We start from the raw sequence: 17,611 nt of genomic DNA on the forward strand, positions 1-17,611 counted from the left end.
CGAACACACTCGGTGGACCGGGCAGCGTACTTCTGGAACTTACGGGCCCTGTTTCGTCCACCCAGCGGGAGGGCGTAGCGCCCTACGCGTTGTTCGGCGACCTATCGGGCGATTACAACGAGAGGGACCTTCCGTTGGGGAACTATACCCTTACCGCCACGGCCTACAACGGCAGTAGTTCGAGCAGCGGGGTCATGGGCCAACCCTTGAGCGTGAACTTTTCCATAGTTTCTGGTTTAACAGGTAAACAAAGTTCTTCTGATATGGATAATGCACTAGTGGAATCTGAATCACAATTCAAAGTAGAAAATAAGGTCATGCCTTTTGAAATTATATTGTTCCCAAACCCTGGGACAACAGAGATCACTCTATCGACTAATTCAGTCAACCCAGACCTGAAAGGAATTAGAATATTTGATGCTACCGGACAATTGGTAAGGTCCTTCAACCCTTCAGATTTTAGGGATGGCAGGAATGATTATAAACTGCCTGTAAATAGTTTACAGTCAGGGGTGTATCATCTTGGTATCTTGACTTATGATGGTGGGACATATTTTAAACAATTGATTATAAGAAAATAACCGGTACCAGTTTTAACTGGAATTTTATTTAACAAGTAACAAAGCTTAGCTGTCCCTTTTTCCAAAATAGTTTTTCTACAGGAAAAAGGGTTGGCTTTTTGAGACTAAATGATAAGAATTTTTGCGAATTCCCTGTGGATGTATGCCTATGGATCTAATCCTGTCAAAATACGGTCTTTTTATGGGGAGTGACAACCAGTAAAGCAATATGGCCAAACTCAATAAGAATAAATACGGCCTACGGTACATTTCATAATTAATAGAAAGACTGGATCGTATTTTCCATAACAGGAAGTAATTGGTTCAGCACTTTTTTGGAAAGTTTGATGTTTTTCAACAGGGAAAGCTGTCTACTGTTGTGAATATCCGTTCCAACAAAATCAATAAGCTTGTCGCTGAGCAGTTTTTCGGCCATTTTTTGAACCCCTGTACCATAGGCTTCTGAGCCTAGGGATAGCAGGTTGAGCTGGAATAATATGCCATTGGATTTCATGGATGGGTATTTCCCATACTTTTGGTGGAAATATATATATCGCTCAGGATGGGCCAAAATTGGAAAATACTGGTGCTTTACAACTTTTTCGACCGCAATATCAAAATTAAAGGAAGGTTGCAGGTAGGACATTTCGATCAGCAAATATTGTTTTCCTAAGGGCATCACCTCTTCTTTTTCCAAAATGCTCTCAAAATTATCGTCGATCATGTGTTCTGCAGCACAATCGATACTGATGTTGGACAACCCCTTGTTGCCCAATTCCATTGAAAGCTGGTCGTAAGCCTTTTTAATGGTCCCCGGGGTGTTATCATAAAAATTGTGCATGATGTGGGGGGTGCAAATAAAATGGGTCATACCAAATTCGGATAGGCCATTGATCAAATCCATGGAATCATCCACCGTCTTGGCCCCATCATCTATACCCGGGAGTATATGGTTGTGAATATCCACCAACCCATGCAAATGGTCTGCCAAAAATTCTTTCTTCTGAAAAAAACTGAACATGATTAAAATTTGGACTGCTAAGATAATTAATCAATGGGAGCGAAGGCAAATTCAGGAAATCAATGTGTGAAAAATAAAAAAACCGACCTAAAATTAGATCGGTCCGAAAGATTCGCTACGTTGTATTTTTCTAACTAAACTCATGCTAATTTACGCATTGAAGTAATACACGGCGATTAACAAAAGATCAAAAAGGTTAATGAAAGATTAATAGGGTTAACCATTGGGTAAATAGCTGGTTATTTTTTGTTTATTTAGCAGTATGCTGACCAAGAGAAACCTGTATGTCCTTGTTTTTGTGATTGCCGTAATTGGCCTTTTGGTAGTGCAATATCAATATTTGCGAGTGGGACTCGGCTTGGCACGGGCTCAATTTTCAGATAAAATAGATAAGGCAAGGCAGAACATTACCAGTGAATTGGCCGAGGTAAACTCCCTGACCTACACCCTTGGCAATACCATACGAAAAGATACCTCCGAAGTGAGGATAGGGCTGGACAGCCTTGAAAAGGCATCCCAATACTATTTAAACGACTATATATCGTATCAGTTGAACGTTTCCGGAATTGATGCGCCTTTTTCCTATACCCTGTACTCCCGGGATTCCATAACCTATTTAAGTTCTGTCAGGTCGCACCTTAAGGCCGAGGACAAATTGACCTACCCTATTGAAATTGAGGGGTATTTGCCGGAACTTTTAAAAAAGGAGGTGATTCTGGAAATCGGTTTTGAAGATTTGAACAAGTATTTCTTGGGACAAATACGGGGATTGATCATTCCAGGGCTATTATTTCTTTTGATGATCGTCATCGTCGTTGTGTGGGTACTTCGATCATTTTACTTGCAGCGAAGCATCAATACAACTACCAACGATTTCATCAATAACTTGACACATGAACTAAAAACCCCGGTTTTTTCCATAGGATTGGCCACCAAGATTTTGGAAAAAGATGTTCCGGACAATAAAAAAGCCGTGGTGGAACTCATTCGAACCGAGTCGGATAGATTAAAAAAACATATCGAAAAGGTGTTGGAGCTGGCCAGTATGGAATCGGGAAAAAAACTGTTGCGGTTTCAAACATTCGATTTTAGACCGGATTTAAAGCGAATTTGCGAAGGTTTTGCCTTACTTGCGCAACATGAGGCCATTGCATTCGAGTACGAACTGGGGGAGGGCCCATATAACATTCGGGCCGAAAAGTTTCATTTGGAAAACGTAATCGGTAATTTGTTGGAGAATGCACGGAAGTATTCGGACGATCCCAAGGTAACACTGACCGCCCAAACCCAAAAAGGATGGCTGCTCGTTCATATTTCGGACAACGGCCAGGGTATTGCCAAGGAGGACATCAAAAAAATTTTCAGCAAATATTATAGGGTGAAGAACGGGGATGTGCACAAGGTAAAAGGCTATGGTCTGGGATTGTACTATGTGCAAAAGATCATTAAAATGCACCGTGGCAGAATTTCGGTGAAAAGTGAATTGGGAGAAGGAACTACTTTTATGCTATCCCTTAAATTGACCAAAAATGGATAAAATGTACAAATTGATTTTGGTAGAAGATGATAATTCCTTGGGGTATTTGCTCTCGGAATATCTGGGAATGAAAGGTTTTTCGGTCACTTGGGCCAAGGATGCTTCGGAGGCCATAATCAAAACAAAAAGCAATGTGTTCGACCTGGCCATTTTGGATGTGATGCTTCCCGATATGGACGGATTTGAACTTTCCCAGAAAATAAAGGCGATCAATGCAGAGCTGCCATTTATCTTTTTAACGGCCCGTTCGCTCAAAATAGATGTTTTAAAAGGGTTTTCCTTAGGTGCGGTCGACTATTTAAAGAAGCCGATTGATGAGGAGGAGCTGGTGGTCCGTATCAATGCCTTGTTGTCCAGATTGGTCAGCGATGCGGCGCAAGAAGACCAGGTATCGCAGTACGAAATCGGGGATTATGTCCTCAATATGGACAATTTTGAGCTCAACTATAAAGGAAAACCGATAAAATTAACGGGCAAGGAGTTTGACCTATTGGCCTTGCTGGCCAAAAACAAAAACCAATTGTGCACCCATAAGGAAATTTTGACCACGGTTTGGGACAAAAACGACTATTTCAACAAAAAAAGCCTTAATGTTTTTATATCACATTTACGAAAACATCTTGGCCAAGACCCCAAACTGAGTATAGTAAACGTGAGCCGTCGCGGGTTTATGCTTCGGGTAGAGGAGTCTTAAACCAAATATTCTGGCTTGGTTTTTGATAACCTTTCAGAGAATCTGGTTACCGTTTGTTTATATGTTCAAGTTTTTTAAAAATAGTTCCCCCAAGCCCTCATTGCACCAATTGGACCATCTTTATGGCCAAACCATATGTAAATGTCCGTTAAAAGAGCAAATATCCTATTGCCAAAGACTCATCGAAAGTTCCAGGTATCATTTGGAGCAATCCTGCCCAAAAAAGGATTCCGATTATTTTAAGAACTTGATCGAAGCAGCGGATAAAGAACTTCAACGATTGAACTCCCAAAGAAAATCCTGATGGATTTGAGGTGAAACGCTGCAAAAAGCAGTAATTTTAGGATTGTAAAAAAAACAGCAATGAAGAAATCAATCCTTGTTTTAGCCCTACTTTCAATTTGTATCAATGCGTTTGCCACAGAAACCAAACTTATGGTCCGGGCAAAAGCAAAAGACGCCAAGTTTGTGGGAAGTTCCATTGGTGGGGCACATGTTATTGTGCGCAATACCCGGAACGGCGAAATTTTAGCGGAAGGAAACACGGTTGGTGCTACTGGGAACACAAATCTTATCATGAAAAGTCCCCATGAGCGCTACACGCAACTTAGTGACGACAAAACTGCTGGGTTTTTGGCCGTTGTAGACATTGACGAGCCTACTTTTGTTCGCGTGGAGGTGCTTTCTCCGGTCAACAAAAAAAATGCACGGATACATGCCAGTACCGAACTATGGCTAATCCCCGGAAAGGATATTTTAGGCGATGGCGTAGTTTTGGAAATTCCCGGCTTTGTAATTGATATATTGGAACCCAACACGCATCAATATATTTCTTTGGAATCGATTTCCGCATCTGGTATAAAGATCACGGCCAACATTGTGATGATGTGCGGCTGCCCGATTGATAAAGAAGGTATTTGGGACTCCAATCTTATGGAGGTCAAGGCTTTGGTGCAAAAAGATGGGGAATCTTTTGGCGAAACAGTATTGGACAATCCGAGCCAAAACACCTTTGAAGGAACCCTAAAGCTAACGGAAGCAGGATATTACCAAATTACAGTGTATGCCTATAATTCCAAAACGGGAAATACGGGTGTTGATACGATAAATTTTGTGGTACGAGGGTAAAACTATAAGCAATACAGGCATCAAAATGATTTTCATTGATTGGGTTGTGTAAAATTGGTACCTTATACCTTCCAATCAATCCATTATGAAAAAGAACATTGCGTTCTCCATTTGTTTATTAATACTCAACGCAGCCTGCAATACTGCTCCAAAGGTTGACTTATTGGAGGAAGGTATTCCCTTAAAAATGGCAGCATATAGAAAAGAGCAGGTATCCGATGTGGTATACAATCTATCTTTCGATATTCCCTCCAAAAAGCAGGAGCCCATTCCTTCCAGGTTAAAGTTGGATTTGGAAATCAACGACCTTTCCCACCCCCTATACCTCGATTTTAACGCAGCCAGTTCCTTGTTAAAAAGCATCAGTGTCAATGGCGAAGCGCAGGAAATCAACCATCAAAAAGAGCACATCATTATTTCTAAGAACCTTGAGGAAGGTCCAAACACCATTGAAATTGTTTTTAATGCCGGCGAATTGTCCCTAAACCGCAACGAGGACTTTCTGTATACGCTTCTTGTTCCTGACCGTGCAAGTACGCTGTTTCCCTGTTTTGACCAGCCCAACATAAAAGCACGTTATCTTTTAGATGTTACTGCTCCCGAAGGATGGAAGGTATTATGTGGCGCACCTTTGGTGAAAAGTACCCAGAAAGGGGACAAGGTCCACTATAGTTTTGATGAGAGCGACGCCATGAGCACCTACCTGTTCTCCATGGTCGCCGGAAAGTTCGAGTCAGTTACAGAGAATCCAGGGATGTTTGATATGACACTTTTATACCGGGAAACAGACTCGATCAAGATAGAACATAGCATTCCGACCATTTTTGATTTACATCAACGATCCATAGATTTTTTAAAGGATTATACGCGTTATGAGTTCCCTTTTCAAAAATTGGATTTTGCAGCCATTCCCGGGTTCCAGTATGGCGGAATGGAACATGTGGGGGCCATTCAATATCGGCAATCCTCTATTTTTTTGGATGAGAGCGCCACGGAGCGTCGCAGAATGGGAAGTGCCAAATTGATTGCCCATGAAACTTCACATATGTGGTTTGGGGACATGGTGACGATGGACTGGTTCAACGATGTTTGGATGAAAGAAGTGTTCGCCAATTTTATGGCCGATAAAATCATAAACCCCACTTTTCCCGATATCAATCATAAGCTGCAATTCATGATTTCCCATTACCGGAGCGCTTACGGAGAGGATAGAACCCGTGGCACCAATCCCATACGTCAACAACTGGATAACTTAAAAAATGCCGGTAGCCTGTATGGGGGAATCATTTATAACAAGGCCCCCATTATGATGCGCCAATTGGAAGCGACTATAGGGGAGAAGGCCTTTCGCGATGGCATACGGGAATATATTTTAACCTACGCCTACAACAATGCCACTTGGAATGATTTGGTGGAAATTTTGGATAAACGTACACCCAAAGATTTGAAACAGTGGAGCGAAGTATGGGTAAACCAATCCGGTAGGCCTGTATTAACGGAAGAAATCAATTATGAAGAAGGAAAAATAACAAGCTTTACCATTTCCCAGCACGCCGAAGATGGGAGCGACAAGCTATGGCCCCAGTCTTTCGAGGTAACCTTGGTGTATCCAGATAGCGCACGAATTATCCCTGTTACGATTTCTGGAAGTAGTGTGGATGTGAAGTTGGCCATAGGATTGCCGAAACCCCGGGCTATCATTTATAATTCCAATGCTTTTGGATATGGTGTTTTTCCTTTGGACACTTCGGATTTGCCTATTATTCCACAATTGAAGGACGAAGTAGCCCGTGGGTATGCCTATTTAAATACATACGAAAATGCATTGTCTGGGAATATATCACCTCTTGAAGCCTTTGATCTATATATGGAAGGCATTCTCAATGAACAGAATGAGTTTGTGCATGGAATGGTATGTGGACAGGCGAACGCGATATTTTGGAGTTTCTTGAACGGGGAACAGCGAACAAAAAAGCAACCTTTGGTGGAGGAACAGCTCTGGAAGGAACTTCTTGATGATGGGTACAAGCCAAATATTAAAAAGAACATATTTGGACTTTGGAAGGGATTGGCCTATTCGGACAATGCCAAAGAGAGGCTTTACCAAATTTGGCACAAAAACATTAAGATTCCCGACTTAAAGTTAAATCAAGATGATTATACCGACATGGCCATGTCCCTTGCGCTTTACGAGCATAATAAAACAGCAACCATATTGGAAAAGGCCAAGTCACAACTGAATAATCCAGATAAGGTGAAACGTTTTGAGTTTTTATTGCCAGCTCTTTCATCGGACATTGCCGTGCGAGATGCCTTTTTTGAGTCGCTCAAAGAAGCCCAAAACCGTGAAAAAGAGTCTTGGGTGGTCACGGCAAGTGGTTATATACACCATCCGCTCCGTCAAAAAACGGCGATTGAACATTTGCCCTTGGCTTTGGAACTGCTCGAAGAAATACAAAAAACAGGGGATATTTTCTTTCCTAAACGATGGCTTGCATCAACTGTGGGGCAATACCAATCCGATAAGGCTTATGAGATGGTCGAAACCTATTTATCGCAACATCCTGATATGGAGCCATCGTTAAAGGGCAAGCTTTTACAGGCTTCGGATAATCTGTATCGTTTTGTAAATCAGGAATAAAGAGAATTTTTCTTGGTCTTGTGTAACTTTAGTTACAATAAGATGATTGTAAATAATTGGTTTTCAATGATTTGATGACGAAAATCATTGAATTCCCATAGTATTGATTATACTTTAGTTCCAATAAATTTTTAAATACGAGTACCATGAAAAAGATTTTAATGTTGGTGTTCGTTGTTCTTGGAACAGTGACACTAATGGCACAGGACAGGGATAGGGACAGAGTCCAAGATCCCGATCAAGATCGAGACCGTTTAATGCTGGTCGATGGCGATGTACTTCAAATTCGAGATCGTGACCAGATCCGTTTGGAAGACCCCATTACGTTGAACGATGGAACGGTAGTTAACCCAAATGGAACCTATTTTACCCGAGATCGAGATAGACTTAGGTTAAAAGATGGTGAATGTTTGGATAGTGATGGAATTAAATATCGCAATGAGTATCAGTATCGTTACAAAGTGATGCAAGCGGATAAAGGACTTACCGATGCACAGATCCAGCAACGCAACCAAAACAGGTATCAATTGATGCTCATTGATGGAGATGTATATCAAATCAGGACGCAATCACAAAACAGATTGCAGCAGCGGCTTGAGCTTGCAGATGGAACCACGGTTGACCCAGACGGTACCTACATGAATCAAAATCGTCAGCAATTGAGGCTTCAAGACGGTGAATGTTTGAATTTGAATGGTGAAAAGTTCACAAACATGTACAAGCATCGTAAAATGATGGCAAACAAGAATATGAAGTCCATCAAAAACATGAAGTCTAAAAAATCCATGAACAAATCAGCCCTTAAGAAAAAAGGGGGCGTCATGTGAAGGTACTGTATCGAGGGCTTGACCACCGTATGGTTGAGCCCTTATGTTCCATCTGTAAATGATTTATCATGAAACGGTGTTTACTCTTAAGCTTAATATTATGTTTGGGTACCATAGCAGGTGCATTTGCCCAAAAGATCAATAAGGAAAAGTCCGATAGCGAAGATTCCTATGTTTTGATGGATGTAAGTTATATGAACGATGCGGTATTTATGGGTAGGCGAGATTCCATAGCTGCTCCGTACCTATTGCCTTCCATTGGATATTATGACAAATCGGGATTGTTCATTGATGCCACTGTATCCTATCTTACAAGTTCCGATGAGCAACGCGTGGACCTTTTTTATTTGACTGGAGGGTATTTGTTTGATTCCAATAATTGGAGCGGAGGTGTTTCCGGAACGGCTTATTTTTACAATGAAGATAGTTACAATGTACAATCCGAGGTGGTCGCGGACATTACGGGTTTGATCAGTTACGATTTTAAATTGCTGGAACTATCGCTTTACGCCAGTTCATATTTTAATAAGAATAGCTCACCCGATATTTTTTTAGGCTTTATGGCCGATCATACCTTTAGGGCATTTGACGATCATTTGTTGTTTGCTCCCCGATTTTCGGTATTTGCGGGTTCCCAATACTTTTATGAAGAATATTATACAACCAGTAGATTGGGCAATAGAAAAGGCATTGGCAGTGGGCAAGGAAGTGGACCGGGAGGATCCATAGATTCAGGGACCGAAGTTACCACGATTCAAATTGCAGAGGCATCCGAGTTTAATATACTAAATATGGAATTGAGTTTTCCTTTTCAATATCGTGTGGACCAATTTATTTTGTCGTTTACACCTACTTGGGCATTTCCCCAGACCCCTGCAACCCTTACCACAGATACAGAAACCTTTAAAGAAGATTTGGAGAATGTGTTTTACTGGTCCGTTGGTTTAAGCTACTGGTTCAGTACAACCAAGAAGAAATAAGGTTTCTATTTTCTTTTCGGGCAAATACAGTCCATAGGTTTTGGCCGCTGTGGTTATCCTGTCCAAGTGCCCCACAAAGGATTTGTCCTTCATTAAAAAATGAACATGTACAAAACCATCGGTATATGTAAAAAATCCTTGGTAATGTTCGGAGTAAAAACCCATAAATCCCCCTTTGGCATTTTCAAATGAAAACTTTTGTGATTTCACTCCCTCTCGATAACCTTCCACTTCGGGCAAACGAAGGGTAACAATATGGGAAGGAATAAGACATACGATGCCATCGTTAAAGGAAAAGGTTTTGCAGGCTTCGGATGATTTGTATCGTTTTGTTGAGATGGAATGAGCCGATCTTCATGGATTTGATAGCCGTATATTGTCAATTATGGCTTAGGTTTCAGTACTCCACATACTCTTTTACAACACTAAGAACAATCCGCACAGGTACCCGTTAAAACACAGTTGACACTTTCAACCTTATAGCCCATAGGCAACGAAAAATCCACTTTTTCCTTTAAACAGGCGATAGTTTGGCAACTGGTGCAACGAAAGTGGAAGTGGCTATCCGGCAAGGACTTCCCATCACAGTCCATGCAGATTGCAAAATACTGTTTACCATCCTCCGCTACAATATTATGGACCAGACCATCCTCACAAAACCGGTTTAAGATTCTGTATATGGTCGCCCTATTGATATCCATATCGATCTTGTCCTCAATGGCATCATGGCTCATGGCCTTGCCACTCTGGGACAATAAATTCAAGATTGCTTGTTTTGTTGGTGTGTTTCTTCTTTTCATAAATTATTAATGCGACATTGTTGCAATAATATAAAATATTCATAAGTTTGACAAATATTATAGCGTTACAAATCACAATATGGAAAAAAACAAGATATACGATGTTATCATTATAGGAGGAAGTTATGCAGGGCTTTCGGCAGCTATGGCCCTCGGAAGGTCGTTAAAACAAACCTTGGTTATTGATGGGGGCGAGCCATGTAATAGGCAAACTCCACATTCCCAAAATTTTTTGACACAAGATGGCAAACCTCCCAAGGAGATTGCCGACCTCGCAACAAGGCAGGTTAAGGACTATGAAAGTGTTACGTTTTTTAAAGGCTTTGCATTAAATGCAAGTACATCTACAAGTGGTTTTCTTGTCCGTACCGATACTGGGGATGTTTTTGAGGGAAAGAAATTGATTATGGCCACGGGCATCAAGGATTTGATGCCTGAGATTCCGGGTTTTCAAGAATGCTGGGGGATTTCCGTGATACATTGTCCCTATTGCCATGGGTATGAATACCGCGGTAAAAAAACAGGGATATGGGCACCGGCAGAGAAAGCATTTCATTTGGCTCCGTTGTTGCTCAACCTTACCGATGATCTTACCATTCTAGGCCAAGATGTGTCAAATTTTACCGAGGAAGAGTTAAAAACACTTCAAAAGCATGGTGTTGAAATGGTACATCATAATGTTATGGCAATGGAACATAAAAATGGATACCTCCATAAAGTGGTACTTGATAATGGGGATAAAATTTCCTTTTCGGCCGTTTATGCGGGTGTCCCATTTGAACAAAGTTCGGATATTCCCAATTCGCTGGGCTGCGAACTTACGGAACAAGGTTTTATTAAAACGGATCATTTTCAGATGACCACTGTGCCTGGAGTGTTTGCTTGTGGGGATAACTGTATTTCTATGCGGTCGGTTGCCCAAGCTGTGTCATCGGGCAACTTGGCAGGTGCCATGGCCAATATGGAACTCTCGAAAGAATCATTTTAAAACAAACTTCATGAAGATAAAAAACCAAACTTTTGACATAATTGCACTTACAAGCTCGTTTATTTGTGCCATTCACTGCGCGGCTGCGCCCATTCTGCTATCATTCTCATCTTTGTCCAGCCTACATTTTTTACACAATCCACTTATGGAATGGTCGTTTATTGGACTTGGTGTTGTGTTTGTATTTGTTTCCCTTTGGCCGAGCTATAAAAAAGTACATCGTAAATCAAGGCCTTTGCTCATTGCCGCTGTTGGTTTTGGTATAATTGCACTGGGCAGGTTGGATTTCAGTGAAACTTGGGAAGTCGTAAATACGGTGGTAGGAGCGTTAATGGTTTCAGTGGCCCATTTTATAAACTGGAAGCTGTTGCGTTTTAGGGGAGGACATAAACATTAAAGTGCCGGGGGGCAAAATTGATCATAATTTTAGCATCGACCGAACTGTTTTTTGATGAGGAGAATGTGTGAATATTAAAGAAACAGTGCCATATGTATTGTCTATGTGCACAGTTTAGGGGAAAGCCCTTTACTGGTCTTGCAAATATTGTCCCTTACTTTCCTAAATTTTATTTCGTCTGGAACATAGAAAATCAATTCTTTCTTGTTTTTCCTCAACAATATGACATTTCGTTTCTTTTCCCATGGAAAATAGCTTTCATGATCTGTGATGTAATCTAACCTGGTGATTTTGGCAATTGCTATTGTTCTTCTCCCAATTGGAAATATCAGTACTTTCTTTTTAATCACCAGTTTGCCACAATCGATAATGATTTGATAGCGGCCCAATAGCATCCATATAGCACCAATACCAAACCACAGCCATAAAATCAAAAGCAAGAACAAGGTGATGTTAAACCCTTCGTAAAGGATTTTTTCAGCCATAAGTAAAGCCATGGCCAGTAAAAATAACCGAACAAGTGTTGATGCCAGGTTAAAATAACTTCGGTATTCCAATCTCATACACAAATCTTCACATTTTTAGGTTCATTGTATAGATGTGATGTTGCTTTGTTATTCAAAATAAGTATCATTTAAAATGGAGGTGTTTCCCAAGTACATGTTGTACAGTTCAGTAAGCTATCTGGTATGGGTTTGTCCATATAAATCTTGTTGAACGTTGGTTTGTCGATACTGTACTTGACCAAGAATTTTTTTCCGACAAGGGTTTTCATTTTCAAATAGTGGTTCTCTCGGAATTTATAACCAAGGTTGTACTTTCCTTTAAATTGTTCCTTTTTTACATTGAAATTGTACACTAGCCAACGCGACTCAGTCCCAACAATCTTATATTCAACTATTTTTGCAATGGTATACTTTGTATTGGTTCCTTGGATGAATTTTTTCTTCTGATAGTTTAAAAGAAGCAGGTAGGCTATTACGGTAAGGATACTGACCATTGGGAGAATAGTATAAATCAATTTGCTCAATTTCATGTGGTTCATAACCTTAAATGGATTCAGCACAATTTTAAGTTCCCCTCTCTCGCTGCCGTACGAATGCATCGCCAAGTAGCAGCGAGATTGAGAAAATAAGCTCTGTTTTTATTTACTCTTCCTTGGATTCCATGGCCATTTCGCATCCATATTTGTCTGCGAAGAAATTGTCCAGTTCATCGGCTTTTAGGGCCAATTGTTTTACATTTTCCTTGATGGTTTCCTTGTGATCCGTGAAAATATCCGAGATATGTGTTCGGTACGAAACAAAAATTTTGTTTTCATGTATGCCCAAATAATAAGGGGCCACCTCATTGCCCAATAGGTAGGGAAGTAAATTGTTGAGGTTCTGTTTGGGCAACTTGTTCAATGGGGAGGTAACTATCAAATAATCCTTGTTCAAAACAAAAATCCGGATGAGGGCACTCCCTTGGTGAAATTCCCAAAAATCCCTCCCGGCCCTGCCCAAAATGGGGTCTATGCCAAGTTCCGAGATTGCACTTTCAGCAAATTGGGCAAAATCGCCTTTTTTGGATTCCTCCCAAGCCGCGGAGTTGATGGTATTGCCACAGTTTGAGCAGAATTCAGTGGCCTCTTCAATATAGGTGTCGCAAGAGTTGCACTTGACCCTAAAAGAAGTTCCTTCTGCATTGGCAAAATCCTTCATTTCCTTGATCAAGTCGGAATGTTTAATACCAAAACCTACGTTGTCCGCATTGTTCAGCTTGGATGTGGTAACACCAACGAGTACACCGGCTTCGTTGAGGATTGGTCCTCCGGAGTTGCCAGGATTGACCGCAGCGTCCGTTTGAATATAGCTTCGGTTTCCCACAGGCTGGTTTATTGATGAGATGATTCCCTCTGTTATGGTAAAGGGCATACCAAAAGGATAACCGTTTATGAATACCTTTTGGGTATTGGCGAGCATTATTTCTTCTTGGAGCGAAACACCATATTCTTTGTAGTCCATTTCCTCTGGATGAAGAAAAGCAAGGTCTGCCTCGGGATTGGCCATGATTACTTTTGCCACATACCTGTCTTTTTTGTGATTTTCTACGGCCACCTTTTTTTCACCTTGTACCACGTGATAATTGGTAATGATATAGCTGTGTCCATTTATAATGAATCCACTTCCTGTTCCCGAAGCTGTTATGACTTTAAATACTGATTTATGAATATTTTCCATGGGTATTTTATTAATGGTTATCCAAACAATTTTGAGAAGAATCCCTTTTTGGAGCTGACATGCGACGCAGTTCCTACCGTACCGTCCAAGAAACTGCGATAAGTCTCCAATAACATCGGCGCCGCCTCATCAAGACTTTTTCCCGAAACCTGCTCCAGTACGTTGTAGATGGCATTTTTGTGGTGTTCTTCTACATTAAAGCAGTAGATGATATACAAAAAGGAGTATTGCAGATAGTAGCAGAGCATTAAGTCATCATTCTTTTGGACATAACTGTTCACATTCTTCTCAAGACTTTTGGCATGCTGCTGCAACTTTGAGGTGGAAGTCCATGCTTTTATGGAAATCAAGGCATCGGCATGATAAATATTGTCCAAATATTCCTCTTTGGTCATTTCACACAGTTTTTGCATAAATCCAAAAGTTTTGTCCACCCTTTGTTGAAAGCTTAAGTTTCCATTCATAAGTGTGCTTACATAGCCTTCGAGTTGTGTCCTGAGACTGCCATGTACACAGGGAATATTCACAATCTTTAGCATTGAAATCAACGAAATGTCCCACTGAAAATCGTTCCATCGCTTTTCTTGAAAAAGGGCACTGTAATTTTTGTAGTCATCCAGGATATTCTCAATTTGAAGCCAAACCTGTTCCTTTTCTTCTGAAGTCAATGGGGTTACTTTGGGCTCTTGGTAGAATTCAGCTTTATATTTTTCTATGAACTCATCGTCGTAATTGTCTGCACTTATGCAAATTTCCCTCAGCAAATAATAGATTTTGTAGGGCTGACAAAGCTCTATCGGGGTTTTGTATTCAAACCAGAGCGTATCGTTGTGCAAAATAATCTGTGTCAGTTTCAAAGGATGAAAATTGACCTCGGCAACTTTTCTGTACAGAGCAACTTTGTTGGTCTTCTCCGTTGTCTTTAGAAAAGGGGCCTTAACGGAAAAAGTATCATCCGTAATAGTGAGGTGGATTTCCGTGGAGCCTTGACTTTGGACAATCTCAATGTCTTTGTCAGTATCCTTGCCCTTTAGCAATGCTGGATTGATATAATTAATGGTCTCGACCAATGCCTTTTTGTAGTCTTTGGCATCATGTGCCTGTGTGGCCGTTTCCCAGTGCGATACATCAATAAATGGCTCACCCTTACTTTTAATAGGTCTTTGGAACCTAGGAAGTACATATTTCATAGATTTAGGTTAAGAATTATAAAATCAGATTCGGGGGAGGTTGAACCGCTGTTTTTGAAGAGGTTGTGGTAAAACAGCAATGCTAATATCGTCTTTTTTTAATTAGTACCTATTCAAATTAAAAAAAATATAAGCGATGGATTGTGGGTTAGGGGGGCTAACCCACCGCCGGTTCCAGTAGGCGTAGTTGTTTTTTATAGGCATTAAAGTAAGCCTCAACGCCTATGGGGAGGGTCGAGTTTTGTGGTATGTGCCCAAAGCTCATGCCATAGGCGGCGGGAATGCCCAATGGGGAAATCCTGTCCATGATCACTTCCCTTAACGTAAAGTTTTCGGTAGTACGTTTACGGTCGCACCCTTTGCAAACACCAAAAATGATTCCCTTGGCCTTGGTAAAGCTTTCAACATCGGTAAGTTGGGTAAGCATACGGTCAATGCGGTACGGGGCTTCCTCCACATCTTCCAATAGTACGAGTTTGTCCGTAAAGTCGATTTCATAAGGAGTGCCTATCATGGCGGCCACCAAGGTTAAACTACCCCCTACAAGTTCGCCTTGGCCAATACCAGCGGTGATCGTATATCGGTAGTATTCGCTGTTGCGGTATTGTTTCGGGTCTTTTAATATGGCATTTTTGATGGGCAGTGTTTGCTGTGGTTCCATCAATACCTTTTTGAAGTAAACCTGACTGTACTCATCATCCAGCGTTTTTCCAACAGGTCCGTGAAAACCAATAAGACCGGTTTTTTTATAAATGGTGTTGATCAATGCGGTGATGTCGCTAAAACCAATCAGTGCTTTTGGATTGTTTGTGATGCTGTCATAATCCAATAAGTCTAAGATACGGGTGCATCCATAACCGCCTCGGGCACAAAGAATGGCATCAATATCCGGGTTGGCAAACATTTCGTTCACATCTTTTGCGCGTTCCTCATCGGTATCGCTGAAATAACCGTAATTACCTTTTATACGATCGGTGTGATAGGTTTTGAAACCCATTTTTTGCAGCGTGTCCAAAGCCAGGTAGAGTGCTTCCTGTTCAATGGCAAATCCAGGGGCAACAAGGCCAATGGTATCCCCTAATTTTAATTTTTTCGGTTTAATTTTGGGCTTGGGGTCAGAGAAAGGTTGATTGCCCCAAGTGGTTTGGTGTAAAAGGGTTGCAGCTCCCAGAGCTGTTGCCGATTTTAAAAAGCTTCTTCTTTTGGACATTATCGAATTATCAATACAAATATAAAAATGCACAAAATTTAGAAGAACAGCATCAACTAATCACTGTTTCTTTCTTCTCTTCGTAATTGTCTTTGGATTTTTCTGATGGCCGATTCGATGGATTTTTCGGGTTCTATTATATTGTATTCGCCCCAAAAATCAGGATCCGAGAAGCCGGAGGCCTCATCACTTAGGATAATGGACTTTCGGATTTGTTGCCGATATCTGGGCCTTTCGGTCTTGCTTACTCTTTCCCAATCGGTGATGGCCATTTCAGCCGTCATACTGTACTGTGAATTAAACCATTTATCGGCCCAGTCCACTTTAAATTCCATAAATACACTGCTATAGCCGTAATGCCATTTCCCGTCTTTTTCCCGATAATCAACACGGTAAGAGACCTCTGTGGGCCACACATCCACTTTTGCAGGCTTTCTGCGCACAAAAAGTTGGGCAGCTTTGTTCCTATCTGTAATGTTCAGGGAAAAAATGGCGCCTGTTAAGATCTTATTCTCGACATCGATGTACAGTTCCCCACGATACAATGGTTCTAAAATACCTTCATGCTGATTAAATTTGATGACATAGATCAATCGGTCATTGGTCATTGTGGAGCGATCAAAGGTAAATTTGTAGTTGGATAGGGACTCTTCCGAGAATATATATTCCGGGTACTTCATCATATCTACATACAGGGTGTTGTAAGGTCCACCCTGAAGCTTTAGTGCCACGGTATCCAACTTGCTGTAATCAGTGCTTTTTCGCGCTTTGTAAAGCTCAACGGCATCATCGCGGGTGGAACTATAGGGTGTTTTGTAAACATTGACCACTGCTTCGGCCAAAGATACGTTCTTTCTTCGTCTTTTTATGGTTTCTCGATAAAAGGCCGTCATCAAAGCGGGATCTTCAAAATAATTCTCATCCCTGTTTTTTAGGGTCTCCTTGACCAAGGCCAACGCATCTTTTGGGGCGTTCACATTGATTTCTGAAAGCCTTGTAACGGACACCTCTAGGGATATTTCGTTTTTTTCGCGTTCAAGGCTGGCAATGGGAACCTTTTTGGTTTTGTAGCCCAAAAATGAAACCACCACATTTTTGTTGGTGTATTCTTTGGGTACTTTTAAAAGAAAGTTTCCTTCTGTATTGGTAATGGTACTTATGTTGGTGCCTTCTACGGTAAGTGTGGCAAAAACCAAAGATTTATTGCTCGATGCTTCCTTGACCTCACCACTGTACTCATTGAAATCGACCTCTGCACCATCTTGTTGAAAAGCAAAGGCCTCTCTTGGACTTAACAGTGCCATAGCGCATAGTGCCAATGGCAAAAATGCATGGTGTTTTATGTTTAAAATCAATGATGGGATTCTCAGCGACATATCGGCAATTTTTCTTTGTTACTTTTTATTAAATATACAA

Annotated in this window: 19 protein-coding genes; 10 read left to right on the forward strand and 9 right to left on the reverse strand. The window is 41.0% G+C overall.

Annotated features, from left to right (window positions below):
* Nucleotides 1-581, forward strand: a 581-nt coding sequence (locus tag AC13CS_RS11760; protein ID WP_482888761.1) for a T9SS type A sorting domain-containing protein, incomplete at its 5' end; no start/stop codon positions are given.
* 256 nt (nucleotides 582-837) lie between these two features.
* On the opposite strand, the gene AC13CS_RS11765 is transcribed toward AC13CS_RS11760, so the two are convergent.
* On the reverse strand, nucleotides 838-1,581 hold the full coding sequence (locus AC13CS_RS11765; RefSeq protein WP_482888762.1) for a tyrosine-protein phosphatase: 744 nt from the start codon (nucleotides 1,579-1,581) through the stop codon (nucleotides 838-840).
* Between the two features lie 262 nt (nucleotides 1,582-1,843).
* On the opposite strand from AC13CS_RS11765, the gene AC13CS_RS11770 reads away from it, so the two are divergent.
* The 7 genes from AC13CS_RS11770 to AC13CS_RS11800 all read left to right on the forward strand — a co-directional run bounded on the left by AC13CS_RS11770 (nucleotide 1,844) and on the right by AC13CS_RS11800 (nucleotide 9,388).
* Nucleotides 1,844-3,118 (forward strand): sensor histidine kinase, encoded by a 1,275-nt coding sequence (locus AC13CS_RS11770; protein WP_482888764.1) that lies wholly within the window; start codon nucleotides 1,844-1,846, stop codon nucleotides 3,116-3,118.
* A gap of 1 nt (nucleotide 3,119) precedes the next feature.
* Nucleotides 3,120-3,812, forward strand: a complete 693-nt coding sequence (locus AC13CS_RS11775; protein ID WP_306770396.1) for a response regulator transcription factor — start codon at nucleotides 3,120-3,122, stop codon at nucleotides 3,810-3,812.
* Nucleotides 3,813-3,873: 61 nt separating this feature from the next.
* The gene (locus AC13CS_RS11780; protein WP_163625642.1) at nucleotides 3,874-4,116 is read left to right on the forward strand and encodes a hypothetical protein; all 243 of its coding nucleotides are present in this window, start codon (nucleotides 3,874-3,876) and stop codon (nucleotides 4,114-4,116) included.
* A gap of 59 nt (nucleotides 4,117-4,175) precedes the next feature.
* Nucleotides 4,176-4,940: a hypothetical protein gene (locus AC13CS_RS11785; RefSeq protein WP_163625641.1), complete on the forward strand. Its 765-nt coding sequence runs from the start codon at nucleotides 4,176-4,178 to the stop codon at nucleotides 4,938-4,940.
* A gap of 85 nt (nucleotides 4,941-5,025) precedes the next feature.
* On the forward strand, nucleotides 5,026-7,581 hold the full coding sequence (locus tag AC13CS_RS11790) for a M1 family metallopeptidase (RefSeq protein ID WP_482888765.1): 2,556 nt from the start codon (nucleotides 5,026-5,028) through the stop codon (nucleotides 7,579-7,581).
* Nucleotides 7,582-7,727: 146 nt separating this feature from the next.
* Entirely contained in the window at nucleotides 7,728-8,408 is a 681-nt protein-coding gene (locus AC13CS_RS11795; RefSeq protein ID WP_482888766.1) for a DUF6799 domain-containing protein, read from the forward strand.
* A 68-nt stretch (nucleotides 8,409-8,476) separates the two neighbouring features.
* Nucleotides 8,477-9,388 carry a hypothetical protein gene (locus tag AC13CS_RS11800; RefSeq protein WP_482888768.1) on the forward strand — a complete coding sequence of 304 codons (912 nt, stop codon included), beginning with the start codon at nucleotides 8,477-8,479 and terminating at the stop codon, nucleotides 9,386-9,388.
* On the opposite strand, the gene AC13CS_RS11805 is transcribed toward AC13CS_RS11800, so the two are convergent.
* Together AC13CS_RS11805 and AC13CS_RS11810 are read right to left on the reverse strand one after the other, a co-directional pair.
* Nucleotides 9,353-9,598, reverse strand: coding sequence for an acetolactate decarboxylase (locus AC13CS_RS11805; protein WP_482888769.1), 246 nt, complete (start codon nucleotides 9,596-9,598; stop codon nucleotides 9,353-9,355). The two genes, AC13CS_RS11800 and AC13CS_RS11805, sit on opposite strands and share 36 nt — an antisense overlap.
* Nucleotides 9,599-9,813: 215 nt before the next feature.
* Nucleotides 9,814-10,188, reverse strand: coding sequence for a Fur family transcriptional regulator (locus AC13CS_RS11810; RefSeq protein WP_163625636.1), 375 nt, complete (start codon nucleotides 10,186-10,188; stop codon nucleotides 9,814-9,816).
* A gap of 79 nt (nucleotides 10,189-10,267) precedes the next feature.
* Here AC13CS_RS11810 and AC13CS_RS11815 point away from each other — a divergent pair, with 79 nt between their 5' ends.
* Entirely contained in the window at nucleotides 10,268-11,176 is a 909-nt protein-coding gene (locus AC13CS_RS11815) for an NAD(P)/FAD-dependent oxidoreductase (RefSeq protein ID WP_482888771.1), read from the forward strand.
* 10 nt (nucleotides 11,177-11,186) lie between these two features.
* The gene (locus tag AC13CS_RS11820; RefSeq protein WP_482888772.1) at nucleotides 11,187-11,573 is read left to right on the forward strand and encodes a MerC domain-containing protein; all 387 of its coding nucleotides are present in this window, start codon (nucleotides 11,187-11,189) and stop codon (nucleotides 11,571-11,573) included.
* A gap of 101 nt (nucleotides 11,574-11,674) precedes the next feature.
* Here AC13CS_RS11820 and AC13CS_RS11825 read toward each other — a convergent pair whose 3' ends face one another.
* From AC13CS_RS11825 to AC13CS_RS11850, 6 genes are all read right to left on the reverse strand, one after another.
* Nucleotides 11,675-12,136, reverse strand: coding sequence for a hypothetical protein (locus AC13CS_RS11825; protein WP_482888773.1), 462 nt, complete (start codon nucleotides 12,134-12,136; stop codon nucleotides 11,675-11,677).
* 71 nt (nucleotides 12,137-12,207) lie between these two features.
* Nucleotides 12,208-12,684 carry a hypothetical protein gene (locus AC13CS_RS11830; RefSeq protein WP_482888774.1) on the reverse strand — a complete coding sequence of 159 codons (477 nt, stop codon included), beginning with the start codon at nucleotides 12,682-12,684 and terminating at the stop codon, nucleotides 12,208-12,210.
* Between the two features lie 37 nt (nucleotides 12,685-12,721).
* Entirely contained in the window at nucleotides 12,722-13,795 is a 1,074-nt protein-coding gene (locus tag AC13CS_RS11835) for a trypsin-like peptidase domain-containing protein (RefSeq protein WP_482888775.1), read from the reverse strand.
* Between the two features lie 17 nt (nucleotides 13,796-13,812).
* Complete coding sequence (locus AC13CS_RS11840; protein WP_482888776.1) at nucleotides 13,813-14,985, reverse strand: type III secretion system chaperone family protein; 1,173 nt, start codon at nucleotides 14,983-14,985, stop codon at nucleotides 13,813-13,815.
* A 157-nt stretch (nucleotides 14,986-15,142) separates the two neighbouring features.
* A complete protein-coding gene (locus tag AC13CS_RS11845; protein WP_482888777.1) occupies nucleotides 15,143-16,195 on the reverse strand; it encodes an LD-carboxypeptidase in 1,053 nt (350 codons plus the stop codon).
* A 56-nt stretch (nucleotides 16,196-16,251) separates the two neighbouring features.
* Nucleotides 16,252-17,571: a carboxypeptidase-like regulatory domain-containing protein gene (locus tag AC13CS_RS11850; protein ID WP_482888778.1), complete on the reverse strand. Its 1,320-nt coding sequence runs from the start codon at nucleotides 17,569-17,571 to the stop codon at nucleotides 16,252-16,254.
* Nucleotides 17,572-17,611: the final 40 nt, after the last annotated feature.

The sequence above is a fragment of the Flagellimonas sp. B-3 genome (genome assembly GCF_056857835.1).

What these genes read in the sequence shown, in the direction of transcription:
- AC13CS_RS11810 (WP_163625636.1), bottom strand. Translation starts at nt 10,188, where the DNA reads ATGAAAAGAAGAAACACACCAACAAAACAAGCAATCTTGAATTTATTG.
- AC13CS_RS11800 (WP_482888768.1), top strand. Translation starts at nt 8,477, where the DNA reads ATGAAACGGTGTTTACTCTTAAGCTTAATATTATGTTTGGGTACCATA.
- AC13CS_RS11780 (WP_163625642.1), top strand. Translation starts at nt 3,874, where the DNA reads ATGTTCAAGTTTTTTAAAAATAGTTCCCCCAAGCCCTCATTGCACCAA.
- AC13CS_RS11765 (WP_482888762.1), bottom strand. Translation starts at nt 1,581, where the DNA reads ATGTTCAGTTTTTTTCAGAAGAAAGAATTTTTGGCAGACCATTTGCAT.
- AC13CS_RS11835 (WP_482888775.1), bottom strand. Translation starts at nt 13,795, where the DNA reads ATGGAAAATATTCATAAATCAGTATTTAAAGTCATAACAGCTTCGGGA.
- AC13CS_RS11770 (WP_482888764.1), top strand. Translation starts at nt 1,844, where the DNA reads ATGCTGACCAAGAGAAACCTGTATGTCCTTGTTTTTGTGATTGCCGTA.
- AC13CS_RS11775 (WP_306770396.1), top strand. Translation starts at nt 3,120, where the DNA reads ATGTACAAATTGATTTTGGTAGAAGATGATAATTCCTTGGGGTATTTG.
- AC13CS_RS11820 (WP_482888772.1), top strand. Translation starts at nt 11,187, where the DNA reads ATGAAGATAAAAAACCAAACTTTTGACATAATTGCACTTACAAGCTCG.
- AC13CS_RS11850 (WP_482888778.1), bottom strand. Translation starts at nt 17,571, where the DNA reads ATGTCGCTGAGAATCCCATCATTGATTTTAAACATAAAACACCATGCA.
- AC13CS_RS11825 (WP_482888773.1), bottom strand. Translation starts at nt 12,136, where the DNA reads ATGAGATTGGAATACCGAAGTTATTTTAACCTGGCATCAACACTTGTT.
- AC13CS_RS11790 (WP_482888765.1), top strand. Translation starts at nt 5,026, where the DNA reads ATGAAAAAGAACATTGCGTTCTCCATTTGTTTATTAATACTCAACGCA.
- AC13CS_RS11795 (WP_482888766.1), top strand. Translation starts at nt 7,728, where the DNA reads ATGAAAAAGATTTTAATGTTGGTGTTCGTTGTTCTTGGAACAGTGACA.
- AC13CS_RS11840 (WP_482888776.1), bottom strand. Translation starts at nt 14,985, where the DNA reads ATGAAATATGTACTTCCTAGGTTCCAAAGACCTATTAAAAGTAAGGGT.
- AC13CS_RS11815 (WP_482888771.1), top strand. Translation starts at nt 10,268, where the DNA reads ATGGAAAAAAACAAGATATACGATGTTATCATTATAGGAGGAAGTTAT.
- AC13CS_RS11785 (WP_163625641.1), top strand. Translation starts at nt 4,176, where the DNA reads ATGAAGAAATCAATCCTTGTTTTAGCCCTACTTTCAATTTGTATCAAT.
- AC13CS_RS11845 (WP_482888777.1), bottom strand. Translation starts at nt 16,195, where the DNA reads ATGTCCAAAAGAAGAAGCTTTTTAAAATCGGCAACAGCTCTGGGAGCT.